This window comes from Lacrimispora sp., from assembly GCF_047605665.1.
Lineage (GTDB): Bacteria > Bacillota > Clostridia > Lachnospirales > Lachnospiraceae > Lacrimispora.
In genome coordinates this window covers 1-13094 of record NZ_JASGFH010000008.1, presented here as the reverse complement: position 1 = coordinate 13094, position 13094 = coordinate 1, and the positions used below count along the sequence as shown (strand labels likewise).

Annotated in this window: 15 protein-coding genes; 12 read left to right on the top strand and 3 right to left on the bottom strand. The window is 46.7% G+C overall.

Going from position 1 to position 13094, the window contains the following annotated elements; genetic code table 11:
* Positions 1-125: 125 nt before the first annotated feature.
* Positions 126-890, bottom strand: coding sequence for a type III pantothenate kinase (locus QM657_RS08080; protein WP_415066100.1), 765 nt, complete (start codon positions 888-890; stop codon positions 126-128).
* A gap of 94 nt (positions 891-984) precedes the next feature.
* On the opposite strand from QM657_RS08080, the gene coaBC reads away from it, so the two are divergent.
* The 12 genes from coaBC to efp all read left to right on the top strand — a co-directional run bounded on the left by coaBC (position 985) and on the right by efp (position 11417).
* A complete protein-coding gene (coaBC, locus tag QM657_RS08075) occupies positions 985-2184 on the top strand; it encodes a bifunctional phosphopantothenoylcysteine decarboxylase/phosphopantothenate--cysteine ligase CoaBC (RefSeq protein WP_415066099.1) in 1200 nt (399 codons plus the stop codon).
* 161 nt (positions 2185-2345) lie between these two features.
* Positions 2346-3935, top strand: a complete 1590-nt coding sequence (locus QM657_RS08070; protein WP_415066098.1) for a peptide chain release factor 3 — start codon at positions 2346-2348, stop codon at positions 3933-3935.
* Between the two features lie 45 nt (positions 3936-3980).
* On the top strand, positions 3981-4436 hold the full coding sequence (locus tag QM657_RS08065; protein ID WP_415066097.1) for a GatB/YqeY domain-containing protein: 456 nt from the start codon (positions 3981-3983) through the stop codon (positions 4434-4436).
* Between the two features lie 14 nt (positions 4437-4450).
* Positions 4451-5854: a dipeptidase PepV gene (gene pepV / locus QM657_RS08060; RefSeq protein ID WP_415066096.1), complete on the top strand. Its 1404-nt coding sequence runs from the start codon at positions 4451-4453 to the stop codon at positions 5852-5854.
* 220 nt (positions 5855-6074) lie between these two features.
* On the top strand, positions 6075-7097 hold the full coding sequence (locus tag QM657_RS08055; RefSeq protein ID WP_415066095.1) for a methionine ABC transporter ATP-binding protein: 1023 nt from the start codon (positions 6075-6077) through the stop codon (positions 7095-7097).
* Positions 7087-7752 carry a methionine ABC transporter permease gene (locus QM657_RS08050; protein ID WP_415066094.1) on the top strand — a complete coding sequence of 222 codons (666 nt, stop codon included), beginning with the start codon at positions 7087-7089 and terminating at the stop codon, positions 7750-7752. Before QM657_RS08055 ends, QM657_RS08050 begins: the two co-directional genes overlap by 11 nt.
* 45 nt (positions 7753-7797) lie before the next feature.
* Positions 7798-8697, top strand: coding sequence for a MetQ/NlpA family ABC transporter substrate-binding protein (locus QM657_RS08045; RefSeq protein ID WP_415066093.1), 900 nt, complete (start codon positions 7798-7800; stop codon positions 8695-8697).
* Positions 8698-8885: 188 nt separating this feature from the next.
* Positions 8886-9146: a PRC-barrel domain-containing protein gene (locus QM657_RS08040; protein WP_415066092.1), complete on the top strand. Its 261-nt coding sequence runs from the start codon at positions 8886-8888 to the stop codon at positions 9144-9146.
* A gap of 85 nt (positions 9147-9231) precedes the next feature.
* Entirely contained in the window at positions 9232-9684 is a 453-nt protein-coding gene (gene nrdR, locus QM657_RS08035; protein ID WP_415066091.1) for a transcriptional regulator NrdR, read from the top strand.
* A 7-nt stretch (positions 9685-9691) separates the two neighbouring features.
* Positions 9692-10222: a YqeG family HAD IIIA-type phosphatase gene (locus QM657_RS08030; RefSeq protein WP_415066090.1), complete on the top strand. Its 531-nt coding sequence runs from the start codon at positions 9692-9694 to the stop codon at positions 10220-10222.
* Positions 10223-10225: 3 nt separating this feature from the next.
* Positions 10226-10654 (top strand): type II 3-dehydroquinate dehydratase, encoded by a 429-nt coding sequence (aroQ, locus tag QM657_RS08025; protein ID WP_415066089.1) that lies wholly within the window; start codon positions 10226-10228, stop codon positions 10652-10654.
* 205 nt (positions 10655-10859) lie between these two features.
* Positions 10860-11417 carry an elongation factor P gene (efp, locus tag QM657_RS08020; protein ID WP_415066088.1) on the top strand — a complete coding sequence of 186 codons (558 nt, stop codon included), beginning with the start codon at positions 10860-10862 and terminating at the stop codon, positions 11415-11417.
* Between the two features lie 66 nt (positions 11418-11483).
* On the opposite strand, the gene QM657_RS08015 is transcribed toward efp, so the two are convergent.
* Positions 11484-11867, bottom strand: a complete 384-nt coding sequence (locus QM657_RS08015) for a hypothetical protein (RefSeq protein ID WP_415066087.1) — start codon at positions 11865-11867, stop codon at positions 11484-11486.
* A 101-nt stretch (positions 11868-11968) separates the two neighbouring features.
* A complete protein-coding gene (locus QM657_RS08010) occupies positions 11969-12949 on the bottom strand; it encodes an alpha/beta hydrolase (protein ID WP_415066086.1) in 981 nt (326 codons plus the stop codon).
* Positions 12950-13094: the final 145 nt, after the last annotated feature.

Sequence of the window (13094 nt, the reverse complement as noted above, 5' to 3'; positions counted from 1 at the left end):
GCAGGTGAGTGCTCGCATTCACCTGCCCAACTTTCTGCCTGTTTTTTTATAGGGCGAACGCCCGGAATGAATAATTTGGCCGCATTTAGCCAAATTATGAATGCATGTCGTCCAGCCTTTCGATCCTATTTATTTTTTTCATACAAAATCATCAACCCCTTCAACAACAACGCCTCATCAAAAACAATCTTCCTCCGGCAAAGAGGCACCACAAGCGAAGCCAGTCCCCCCGTTGCCACCAGACTGACAGAACTCCCCAGTTCCTCTTCCATCCGGTCAACAATCCCATCAATCATAGCTGCATTCCCGTATAATATCCCGTTTTTCATACACTCAACGGTATTTTTCCCGATTATTTTTGAAGGCTTATTGAGCCCGATGTAAGGAAGCTGGGCTGCCTTGCTGCTCAAAGAATCCAGGGATACCCTGAGACCCGGAAAAATAACTCCGCCTATATAATTCCCTTCGTGATCGAGGGCGGATACGGTGGTGGCTGTCCCCATGTCAATGATGATGACAGGAGGCGTATAATCCCTCAAAGCAGCCACAGCCTCCACAATCAGATCGCTTCCCACTGTCTTTGGATTATCCATTTTTATATTAAGCCCGGTCTTCATCCCGGACCCTACCAGCATGGGCGTTTTCCCCGTTATTTTCTTCACAGCACAAAGAAGCACATCCGTAAGCGGCGGAACCACAGAAGAAAGAATAGCCCCTTCTATGGAGCTCATGGGCATACTGTGAATTTCCATAATATTTTTTATATCAACGGCGTACTCCAATTCCGTTTTCTGGTGATTGGTAGTCACCCGCTCCACAAAATAAGTTCTGGTCTGATCGATGCCTCCTATGACGATATTGCTGTTTCCCATATCAATGGCTAAAATCATAGAGGGAACTCCTTTCCAACTTTTTTTTATTATGCTATACTGTAGAGTATCATATTTTAATATGAAAGACAAGAAAGTTCCATAGGAGGCGCTTATGCTGAAAGGAAAAAATGTAATTTTAGGAGTGACAGGAAGCATTGCAGCCTATAAAACAGCAGGGCTTGCCAGTATGCTGGTAAAAAAGGGTTACAAGGTGGATGTTATGATGTCCCGCAATGCCACTAATTTCATCAACCCCATTACCTTTGAAACCTTAACGGGAAATAAATGCCTGGTGGATACCTTTGACCGGAATTTCCAGTTTCAGGTGGAGCACGTATCTCTGGCAAAACAGGCAGATATCGTCATGATCGCCCCGGCGAGCGCCAATGTGATCGCAAAGCTGGCTCACGGGCTGGCAGACGACATGCTGACCACCACGGTTTTGGCCTGCAAATGCAAGAAAATCATAGCTCCTGCCATGAACACCAATATGTATGAAAATCCCATTGTCCAGAACAATTTAAATATCTGCCGGTCTTACGGGATGGAAGTGATCAGCCCTGCCGTAGGCTATTTGGCATGCGGTGATACGGGAGCCGGAAAGATGCCGGAGCCTGAGGAGCTTTTTGAATACATCGAAAAAGAAATCGCCTGCGAAAAAGATTTGCAGGGAAAGAAGATTCTGGTGACTGCAGGGCCGACCAGAGAAGCCATTGACCCGGTTCGTTTTATCACGAATTATTCCACGGGAAAAATGGGATATGCCATCGCTAAAGCTGCTTCTTTGAGGGGAGCGGAGGTGACTCTGGTAACGGGAAAGACTGACCTTCCAAAGCCCAGGTTTATGAAGGTCATTGAAATAGAAAGTGCCAGAGACATGTTTGAGGCGGTTACAGCCGAAGCCCAGCAGCAGGATGTCATCATCAAGGCGGCGGCTGTGGCAGATTACAGGCCAAAGCATGTGGGCACTGAAAAGACAAAGAAAACTGACGGAGAAATGGCAATCGAGCTGGAGCGGACCGACGATATTTTAAAATGGCTGGGAGAGCATCGGAAAGAAGGGCAGTTCCTCTGCGGTTTTTCCATGGAAACCCAGAACATGCTGGAAAATTCAAGGGCAAAACTGGAAAAAAAGAACATAGACATGATTGTCGCCAATAATTTAAAAGTGGATGGGGCAGGCTTTGGAACGGACACCAATGTGGTGACCATTATCACCAGAGAAAAGGAGACTGCGCTGGAAAAGATGACCAAGGAAGAGGTGGCAGACCGTCTGCTCTTTGAGATATTTGCAGAAAAGAGTGAATCTTGACTTATGGCAGGAATCATACTACAATATGGTTTATGAGAAGTTGTATTTTAACTTCTCATAAAAAGGTGCTGTTTTCAGCACCGTTCATCCAATTACAGGAATATGCTTCATGTTCCTGTAATCGATAAGATTGAGATGTAAGATTTGGAGGAGCTACTTTAGTGAACATAGCGGAAGAAATTAAGAAGAGACGAACATTTGCCATTATTTCCCACCCTGATGCAGGAAAGACTACCTTGACCGAGAAATTCCTTCTTTACGGAGGCGCCATCAATCTGGCGGGAACTGTAAAGGGAAGAAAAGGCGCCAAGCATGCGGTTTCCGACTGGATGGAAATTGAAAAGGAGAGAGGTATTTCCGTCACCTCCTCTGTACTGCAGTTTAATTACGACGGATTCTGCATCAATATTCTGGACACGCCCGGCCACCAGGATTTCTCTGAGGACACGTACCGTACCTTAATGGCAGCCGATTCTGCTGTCATGGTCATCGACGGTTCCAAGGGTGTGGAGGCCCAGACCATCAAGCTGTTTAAAGTCTGCGTTATGCGCCATATCCCTATATTTACCTTTATTAATAAAATGGACCGGGAAGCCAGAGATCCCTTTGAACTGATGGGAGAGATCGAGGACGTTCTTGGAATCCGCACCTGTCCGGTCAACTGGCCTATCGGATGCGGAAAGGAATTCAAAGGCGTTTATGACCGCTTTAAAAAGTCCATCACCACCTTCCGCGCAGCATCAGGCGGACAAAAGGAAGTGGAGGCCACAGAGGTTGAATTAGGTGACAGCCACGTGGATGAGATGATCGGAGAGAGCTTTCACCAGCAGCTTATGGAGGATATTGAGCTTCTCGACGGAGCCAGTGACGAGCTGGATATGGACCGTGTGGGCAAAGGCGATTTGTCTCCCGTATTCTTTGGTTCAGCCCTGACAAACTTCGGTGTGGAAACCTTTTTGCAGCATTTTCTTCAGATGACAACTTCCCCTCTTCCAAGGCTGACCAACACAGGCGTGGTGGACCCTTTTGAAGAGGAATTTTCCGCTTTTGTATTTAAAATACAGGCCAACATGAACAAGGCTCACAGAGACCGTATCGCATTTATGCGTATCGTATCGGGCAAGTTCGACGCTGGCATGGAAGTAAACCATGTGCAGGGAGGCAGAAAGATGCGCCTCTCCCAGCCTCAGCAGTTGATGGCTCAGGACAGAAAGATCGTGGAGGAGGCTTATGCAGGAGATATCATCGGAGTCTTTGATCCGGGAATCTTCTCCATCGGAGACACCCTCTGCAAATCCAATGAAAAGTTTGAATACGAAGGAATTCCTACCTTTGCGCCGGAACACTTTGCCAGGGTGCGCCAGATGGACACCATGAAGAGAAAGCAGTTTATCAAGGGAGTCAATCAGATCGCCCAGGAAGGTGCCATTCAGATTTTCCAGGAATTCAACACCGGCATGGAAGAAATTATCGTAGGCGTGGTAGGAGAACTGCAGTTTGAAGTGTTGACTTACCGCCTGGAAAATGAATACAATGTAGAGGTAAAGCTTGAAAAGCTTCCATATGAACACATCCGCTGGATTGAAAACAAGCATGAAATTGATGTGGCGAAGATTCAGGGAACCTCTGACATGAAGCGCATCAAGGATTTAAAGGATAACCCGCTTCTCTTATTTGTCAATAGCTGGAGCGTGGGCATGGTATTGGATCGCAATCCTGACTTAAAGCTTTCTGAATTCGGACGGAACTAGGCAGGCAAAATTATTTTCATAGAAAATAGAAGGAGGCAGCAGACAATGAGCAGAATCGATGAAGTGAGAGCCGCCATGGTGGAAGCCATGAAGTCAAAGGACAAGAAGAGAAAGGACGCCCTTTCCATGCTTCTTGCGGCACTGAAAAATTTTGAAATTGACAAAAAAGACCACACCCCTATTACAGAGGAAGAGGCCGATGCAGTCGTAAAAAAGGAACTGAAGCAGTCCCAGGAAACCTACGACACAGCTCCGGCTGACCGGGATGATATCCGGGAAGAAGCGGGCTTTCGCATTTCCGTATACAAGGAGTTTGCGCCTGAGGACATGAGCGAGGACCAGGTTAAGGAAGTCATTCTCTCTGTTCTTTCAGAGCTTGGAATCGAAACGCCAGGTCCCGCAGACAAGGGAAAAATCATGAAGGTCCTGATGCCGAAGGTAAAAGGAAAAGCAGACGGCAAAGTGGTCAATGAACTGCTGGCCGCCATGATGAAATCATAAAAGAGGGAAACGATATGTACAAGAAAAAGATCGAAGAGTATATAGAAGCTCACAAGCAGGAAATGATCGAAGACATCTGTACCTTGTGCCGGATAAACAGCGAAAAGATGTCTTACGAAGAAGGCATGCCCTATGGGCGGGGAGCTTTTGATGCTTTGGTTGAGGCTTTGACCATGGCGGAATCTTACGGATTTTCCATTAACAATTATGACAATTACGTAGGAACCATAGATATGAACGACAAGGCACCGCAGCTTGATATTCTGGCTCACTTAGATGTGGTTCCTGCGGGAGAGGGCTGGAAGGAAACAGAGCCCTTTCATCCTGTGGTGAAGGACGGAAAGCTTTTTGGCCGCGGAACAGCAGATGACAAGGGACCGGCAGTAGCGGCTCTCTATGCCATGAGAGCTGTAAAAGAGCTGAACATCCCTCTGACAAAAAACGTGCGCCTGATCCTGGGAACGGATGAGGAATGCGGAAGCTCCGACATTGCCCATTATTATGCCGTTGAAAAGGAAGCGCCCATGACCTTTTCCCCTGACGGTGCATTTCCGGTAGTCAATACGGAAAAAGGCGGATTAAACGGCCACTTTACAGCAGAGTGGACACCTTCTGAAGCCCTTCCCAGGCTGGTGAGCCTGGATGCGGGAATCAAGGTCAACGTAGTTCCCGGAAAAGCCGGAGCAGTTGTCAGAGGCGTGGAACCTGAAATCTTAAAAGAGGCAGCTAAAAGCTGTCTGGAAAAGACGGGAATCCGCTTTGAGCTGGAGTGGAGGGGAGAGGACACTTACATCACTGCAATCGGAGCAGGCGCCCACGCTTCCACACCTAAAGAGGGAAACAATGCTCTCACCGGACTTTTAACGCTCTTAACAGCGCTTCCTTTAGCAGAGTGTGAACAGGTTTCCATGCTGCGCAGCCTTCTGGAATTAATTCCTCACGGCGACACCGAAGGAAAGGCCCTGGGAATTGCCATGAGCGACGAGCTTTCCGGAGCCCTTACACTGGCATTCAGTTTATTAAATGTGACCGAGTGCGGGCTGGAAGGAACCTTTGACAGCAGATGCCCCATCTGCTCCAATAATGAAAACGTTCTGGAGGTTGTGAGAAAGAACATGGCTGATAAGGGCCTCACTCTTCACAATGACTCCATGAAACCGCCTCATCACGTGGATGGAGATTCCGACTTTGTAAAGACACTTTTGAAAGCTTATGAACGCTATACCGGACGCAAGGGAGAATGCGTTTCCATGGGAGGCGGAACGTACGTCCACTCTCTGAAAAACGGAGTCGCCTTTGGAGCTGCCATGCCGGAAACCGATAACCGGATGCATGGAGCTGACGAGTATGCGGTGGTTGATGAGCTGGTAGTGAGCGCAAAGATATTTGCACAGGTCATTGCAGACCTTTGCTCCTGATAAAATTATTTTCGGGACTAATATGAAAATAAGTATTGACAAATGCGGTAATAAAGGGTAAAATACGGCTCAGAAAGCAAAACATAGTTAACCTATAGGGAAACGGAAATTGTATGGATTGCGATTTGATTGGCCGGAGCAGAAGCGTGCTGAAATTACCAGGCCGCAGGTCTGTACAGGGCCTGCGGCCCTTTTTACCTTAAGAAAGGAAATTGGACAAATGCAGTCAGCAGAACCTATTATCCGGCTGGTCGGGCTTGGGAAAGAGTTTTATACGACAAGCGGCCCGATTAAAGCCCTTGAAAATATCAACCTGTCCATTGAACAGGGGGAAATATTTGGAATTATCGGCTTAAGCGGAGCCGGAAAGAGCACTCTCGTCCGCTGTATCAACTATCTGGAGGTTCCTACGGCCGGAGACGTGGTTTTTGAAAACAAAAGCCTGGCATCCATGAGCCCAAAGGAGCAGAGACTGGCGAGACAGTCCATGGGCATGATCTTCCAGCAGTTTAACCTGCTGTCCCAGAGAACAGTCCTTCAAAATGTCTGTTTTCCTTTAGAGATTGCCAATGTGCCGAAAAAGGAAGCCGTAAAGAGGGCCTCAGAGCTTTTGGAAATGGTGGGCTTAAAGGACCGCGCAAAGGCATACCCATCCCAGTTATCCGGAGGGCAGAAGCAGAGGGTGGCCATAGCAAGAGCCCTGGCTACCAATCCGAAGATTCTCCTTTGTGACGAAGCCACAAGCGCTTTGGACCCCAACACAACCAAGTCCATTCTCGGACTTTTAAAGGAAATCAACCGTTCCATGGGAGTCACCGTAGTGGTCATTACCCATGAGATGTCTGTAATAGAAGCCATTTGCGATAAGGTGGCCATCATTGACCAGAGCCAGATCGCAGAAGTGGGCCGGGTGGCGGAGATATTTTCCGAGCCAAAGTCTAAAATCGGACGCCAGCTCATATTGGGAGAGGCGGCAGAGCAGGTCACGAAATTCGGAGACTCCAGAAGGGTCAGAATCTCCTTTGACGGACGTTCTTCCTTTGAACCGGTTCTTGCCAATATGATTTTAGCCTGCAAGGTTCCGGTGAATATCATCCATGCGGAGACAAAAGATATCAACGGAACAGCCATGGGGCAGATGGTCATTCAGCTTCCTGAAAACGAAGTGGACCAGAACCGGGTGCTTCATTATTTGAAATCAGCAGGAATCACACATGAGGAGGTGAAGGCACATGACCTTTGATGGAACGACTGTTAGTATGCTTCTTACCGGCATAGGTGAGTCTTTGTTTATGGTTTTTACATCCTCCTTTTTTTCCTACCTTTTTGGAATTCCCTTAGGCATTATCCTGGTTGTGACGGATAAGGACGGAATTTATCCCATTCCCTGGCTTCAGCGGACTCTGGGATTGATCATCAATCTGTTCCGTTCCGTGCCCTTTATCATATTGCTGATTTCGGTAACCCCTGTTACGAGGGCGATTGTGGGAACCATTTTGGGACCCAAGGCCATTGTCCCGCCTTTGGTCATCGCTGCGGCTCCTTATGTGGCCAGAGTGGTGGAATCTTCCCTCAAGGAAGTGGACAGCGGAGTGATTGAAGCGGCCAAGTCCATGGGAGCTTCTGTATCCCAGATTATATGGAAGGTTCTCCTTCCGGAAACAAAGCCGTCCTTGCTGATCGGCGCAGCTCTTTCTGTTACAACTATACTGTCTTATTCGGCTATGGCCGGATTTGTAGGCGGCGGCGGTCTTGGCGACATCGCAATCCGCTATGGATATTACCGCTACCAGACGGAAATGATGCTGGTGACGGTTGCAATCATTGTCATCATTGTTCAGATCATTCAGGAAACGGGAATGAGGCTGTCTAAAAAAAGTGACAAGCGCATCAGATAGTAACGGCCGACAGGCCTTACATATAAATTAAGGAGGAAACAAATTATGAAAAAATCACTTTACGTATTAACCGCAGCTCTTCTTACAGCAGGCGCATTAACAGCATGCTCAGGCGGAGATCAGGCCGCTCCCACAACAGCAGCCCAGACAGAGGCTTCTAAAGAGGAAACAAAAGCAGAAGAATCAAAGGCAGAAGAGACGAAAGCGGCAGGCGAGGTTCAGGATATCGTTATAGGAGCCACTCCAGCGCCTCATGCAGAGATTTTAAACGCTGTAAAGGATGTGTTAAAGGAAGAGGGCTACAATCTGGTGATCAAAGAATACACCGATTATGTACAGCCTAACCTGGCTCTTGAGTCCGGTGACTTAGATGCCAACTACTTCCAGCACAAGCCATACTTAGACCAGTTCAATGCAGAAAAAGGCACCGACCTTGTGAGCGCAGCAGGCATTCACTACGAGCCGTTCGGCATTTACGCAGGAAAGTCTGACAGCCTTGAGAACCTGGCTGACGGAGCTCAGATCGCAGTTCCCAACGACGTTTCCAATGAAGCAAGAGCTCTTCTTTTACTGGCAGACAACGGCTTAATCGAGTTAAAGGAAGGCGTTGGCCTGGAAGCAACAAAGAATGACATCACAAAGAACGATAAGAATTTCAAGATCGTTGAAGTAGAGGCTGCACAGCTTCCCCGTTCCTTAGGCGATGTGGATATCGCAGTTATCAATGGAAACTATGCCATTGAAGCAGGATTAAAGGTGTCTGAGGCTCTTGCCGTAGAAGATGCAAAGTCCACTGCAGCAACCTTATACAGCAACATCGTTGCAGTCCGCGCAGGAGAAGAGACCAGCGAAAAGACTGCCGCTCTTGTGAAAGCTCTCACAAGCGAAACAGTGAAAAAGTTTATGGAAGAAACCTATGACGGTGCTGTAGTTCCTTCTTTCTAACAGGAACTGCCGGAGTAGGTCACAGATATTTAGGTGCGCCTCAGTTTTGCGGGCAGCCGGGGAAAATAGCCGTTATGGAGGCAGATACTGCGTCTATAACGGCTTTTTTCTATGGCAGAACCGTATCACGATATTTTTCCAGGCATAGAATAGGGTAAGAAAGCTATGCCGGGAGAATGAGGGAAGCTATGAGACTTTGCGATCTGAAACAAAAAGAAGTAATCAACATCTGTGACTGCAGGCGTTTGGGCTATGTGGGCGATGTAGACCTTGATATGGAGACGGGCTGTCTTCTGGCAATTATCGTTCCCGGTCCCGGCTGTTTTTGCGGTTTTTTGATCAGGGAAAAGGAATATGTGATTCCTTTCTGCGATATACGCCAGGTGGGACCGGATATTATTCTGGTGAATGTGGATATTGATAAAGCCACGGAAAGATGCGGGATATAGAAGGAGAAAGGCTTGCGAAATCAGGCATTGTAAGTTATGATATACATAAGCGAAAGTTCAGGACCTAAGACAGGAGGATCAGAGAGTGAAATGCCCATTTTGCAATGAAGCAGATACAAAGGTCATCGATTCCAGACCTGCAGAAGATAACAGTTCCATCAGACGCCGCAGGCAGTGTGAAAAATGCGGAAAACGTTTTACTACCTATGAGAAGCTTGAAACCATGCCTCTCATGGTGATCAAGAAAGACAATTCCAGAGAGGTCTATGACCGTTCTAAAATAGAATCAGGAATTTTACATTCCTGTCATAAGCGTCCCGTATCATCGAGGCAGATCGATGCCATGGTGGATGAGGTGGAAACCCAGATTTTCAACCGGGAGGAAAAGGAAGTGGAGAGCACTGTCATCGGGGAGCTTGTCATGGAGAAGCTTCAGGAAGTGGATGAAGTGGCTTACGTCCGTTTTGCTTCTGTGTACAGGGAATTTAAAGACGTGAATACATTTATGGAAGAGCTGGGAAAACTATTGAAGAAGTAGGAGACTTATGTTTAAAGTATTTTATCCGGATGAAGAAGCGGTTTCCGCTTATGACATACCCTATGAAGCCATGTATGACAACGGAATCAGGGGTGTGATTTTTGATGTTGACAATACTCTGGTCCCTCACGGCGTGCCTGCCGATGACAGGGCAAAGAAACTGTTTTCACGGCTCAGGGAGATTGGCCTGGAGACCTGTCTTCTTTCCAATAACAGAGAACCGAGAGTGTCTGCCTTTGCCCAGGCAGTGGGCGGTTCCAATTACATTTATAAAGGGAACAAGCCGGGGAGAAAGGGCTATGAAAGGGCCATGGAACAGATGGGGACTGATGTGGGACATACAGTTTTTGTGGGAGACCAGCTTTTTACCGATGTGTTCGGGGCCAAGCGGGTCGGAATCCACAGCATTCTGGTAAGGCCCATTCATCCTAAGGAAGAGATTCAGATCGTGCTGAAGCGTTATCTGGAGGCAATTGTGCTGTATTTTTACCACAGGGATGAGAAACGCAGCTACAAATCAAAAGAAAGGCAGAAATAACATATGAAAATTCTTGTGCTCAACGGACCTAATTTGAATTTTCTGGGGATACGTGAAAAAGGCATATATGGAACGGAAGATTATGAAGGTCTGGTTAAGATGCTGAAAGAAAAGGCAGAGAAAGAAGGCCATGAGCTGGAGGCTTACCAGAGCAACTACGAAGGCGGCCTCATTGACAAGATTCAGGAAGCCTATCACAATGGAACCCAGGGAATCATCATCAATCCCGGTGCATTCACCCATTACAGCTATGCGCTGCGGGATGCTCTCGGTTCTGTTGAAATACCGAAAATTGAAGTCCATATTTCCAATGTCCACAAGCGTGAGGAGTTCCGTCACGTGTCTGTGACAGCGCCTGTATGCACCGGACAGGTGGTGGGTCTGGGGCTGAAGGGTTATGCTCTGGCTATGGACTATTTGACGGGAAAGTAATCACGGAACCTGAAAAAAAGTGAGATAAAAGGTCTATATTTGCAAAAAACAGTTGAAAATGCGTTTGTTATAGTATAGAATATAAAAGGTTTAGAGAGAAGGTTGAAATAAAAGAGTCTTTCAATCTTGGACTTGTGAATCAACGGGATATGTAGGCATATCTGTTTGATTCGCCAGTATACAAATTCAAGGAGGAATATCATTTATGATATCAGCGGGTGATTTTAGAAACGGTATCACACTGGAGATTGACGGTACCGTATATCAGATTATGGAGTTTCAGCATGTAAAACCTGGAAAAGGTGCTGCATTTGTAAGAACTAAAATTAGGGATGTGGTAAACGGCGGCCTTCAGGAGCGTACTTTCCGCCCTACAGAGAAGTTCCCACAGGCAAGAATCGACAGAGTAGACATGCAGTATCTGTATGCTGACGGCGATCTTCACAACTTTATGGATACCAATACCTATGAGCAGGTAGCATTGGCAGCAGATGTAATCGGAGATGCACTCAAGTTCGTAAAAGAGAATGAAAATGTTAAGGTATGCTCTTACAACGGTAAGGTATATTCTGTAGAGCCTCCTTTATTTGTGGAACTTGTAATCACAGATACAGAACCCGGATTCAAGGGTGATACTGCCCAGGGCGCTACGAAACCCGCTACGGTTGAGACCGGAGCAGTGGTATACGTTCCTTTATTTGTTGAACAGGGAGATAAGATCAAGATTGACACTCGTACAGGCGAATATATGTCCAGAGTTTAATAAAAGAGATTGAAATAAAAAGGCAGCCTCGTGGTTTCGAAGAACCACAGGGCTGCTCTTTGTATTTTATGCTGTTTCTTCGATCTGTTCCTTTAGCTTTCGCAGATCGTTTTCCATTCTGTTAACCCGGATTAATAGCATTTCTTTTTCGCTTTCTACTTTTAAGGCTTCATCCAGACGGCGGTTTAATAAGGTATGGCCTTCGGCAATAATTTGAATATTGCGATTGGTTTCATTTTCCAGTGTAAGCTGCAGAGACCGGACATCCTTTTTAGTCTCTTTCACATCGGCTTTGAGAGTTTGAATATCTTCTTTAGTCTCTTTCACATCGGCTTTGAGAGTTTGAATATCTTCTTTAGTCTCTTTCACATCGGTTTTTAGAATGTGAATATCATCTTTCATGTCTATCATATTTTCATAAATACTTTTAAGCATTTCCATATCTGTCATAACACCCCTCCGTTTCAGTGCTTTCCAAAACCTTTATCCATTTATGGATTATATATGACTATACAATACCATATTTTTTCTGGCTTCGCAAGTACTGCCATTCATTCATCACTAATTATGGATATATTGCAGTTCTTTCGGTTAATCCATTCCGTTGAGGCATCCATTGCAGCACGGCAGGCCGCAGTGGTATCAAGTGCATTCAGCATCACGAAATCGTGTATAATCGCCTGGAAGCGCATTGATGTAACATCAACACCCGCCGCTCTTAGCTTTCTGGCATAGGCTTCTCCTTCATCTCTAAGTACATCGGCTTCGCCGGTTAAGATCATGGTGTCAGGCAGGCCGCATAGTTGTTCCGGCGTCGCACGCAGCGGCGATGCTGTGATTTCACAGCGCTGCCTGTCAGACGAAGTATACTGATCCCAGAACCACATCATCCCCGCCCGGTAAAGATAGTAATCACAGGCAAATTCCCGGTATGAACCGGTATTAAAAGCTGCATTTGTAACGGGGTAGTAAAGGAGCTGCTTATGTATTTTGGGACCGTTCCTGTATTTGGAGAGAATTGTCATAACGGTGGCCATATTTCCGCCGACACTGTCGCCGGAAACGGTCAGAGTATTCAGATTAAGCTGCCAGTTCATGTGTTCCGCAATAGCGGGAATGTTCTGAAGGATAAAGTAACACTGCTCAATGGCAGTGGGGTATTTCGCCTCAGGAGAAAGGCTGTACTCCGGAAATAAAACCACTGAATTCGTACGTGCCGCCAATTCCCGGACCAGCTTATCGTGTGTATGGAGATTACCGAAAACCCACCCTGCGCCGTGTATGAAATAAATAACGTTTGGTATTCCGACAACATTTTTTGGCCGGATATAGTTCAGGGCTACCTCACCGTATTTTCCTGTATCCACCAGCACGGTGCAGATGGATGCGGGATATTTAAATACGGGAGTATCCTGTGCCTGATTCAGCCTTTCACGCCCCTGTTCAGGCGGTAATTGAAAAATCAGGGGAGGCAGGGAACTTTCATTGCTGACTTCTTCGGCGGCTTTTTCCAGTTGCACGCAACGTCTCATACAGAGCCCTCCTTAAATTGCTGCATTTTATGCTGTTAGCATACTATGTAAAGACAGGGTTATATGTTCAGTATTGTATTCTTTAATGGGAATCATGACCACCCGTCAAACGGGTGGTTTGTCCTGAGGCTATAAGCCTCTGTTA

Excerpts from the sequence above, each read along its gene's own strand:
- QM657_RS08080 (WP_415066100.1), bottom strand. The coding sequence starts at position 890 with ATGATTTTAGCCATTGATATGGGAAACAGCAATATCGTCATAGGAGGC.
- coaBC (WP_415066099.1), top strand. The coding sequence starts at position 985 with ATGCTGAAAGGAAAAAATGTAATTTTAGGAGTGACAGGAAGCATTGCA.
- QM657_RS08065 (WP_415066097.1), top strand. The coding sequence starts at position 3,981 with ATGAGCAGAATCGATGAAGTGAGAGCCGCCATGGTGGAAGCCATGAAG.
- pepV (WP_415066096.1), top strand. The coding sequence starts at position 4,451 with ATGTACAAGAAAAAGATCGAAGAGTATATAGAAGCTCACAAGCAGGAA.
- QM657_RS08055 (WP_415066095.1), top strand. The coding sequence starts at position 6,075 with ATGCAGTCAGCAGAACCTATTATCCGGCTGGTCGGGCTTGGGAAAGAG.
- QM657_RS08050 (WP_415066094.1), top strand. The coding sequence starts at position 7,087 with ATGACCTTTGATGGAACGACTGTTAGTATGCTTCTTACCGGCATAGGT.
- QM657_RS08045 (WP_415066093.1), top strand. The coding sequence starts at position 7,798 with ATGAAAAAATCACTTTACGTATTAACCGCAGCTCTTCTTACAGCAGGC.
- QM657_RS08040 (WP_415066092.1), top strand. The coding sequence starts at position 8,886 with ATGAGACTTTGCGATCTGAAACAAAAAGAAGTAATCAACATCTGTGAC.
- QM657_RS08030 (WP_415066090.1), top strand. The coding sequence starts at position 9,692 with ATGTTTAAAGTATTTTATCCGGATGAAGAAGCGGTTTCCGCTTATGAC.
- aroQ (WP_415066089.1), top strand. The coding sequence starts at position 10,226 with ATGAAAATTCTTGTGCTCAACGGACCTAATTTGAATTTTCTGGGGATA.
- efp (WP_415066088.1), top strand. The coding sequence starts at position 10,860 with ATGATATCAGCGGGTGATTTTAGAAACGGTATCACACTGGAGATTGAC.
- QM657_RS08015 (WP_415066087.1), bottom strand. The coding sequence starts at position 11,867 with ATGACAGATATGGAAATGCTTAAAAGTATTTATGAAAATATGATAGAC.
- QM657_RS08010 (WP_415066086.1), bottom strand. The coding sequence starts at position 12,949 with ATGAGACGTTGCGTGCAACTGGAAAAAGCCGCCGAAGAAGTCAGCAAT.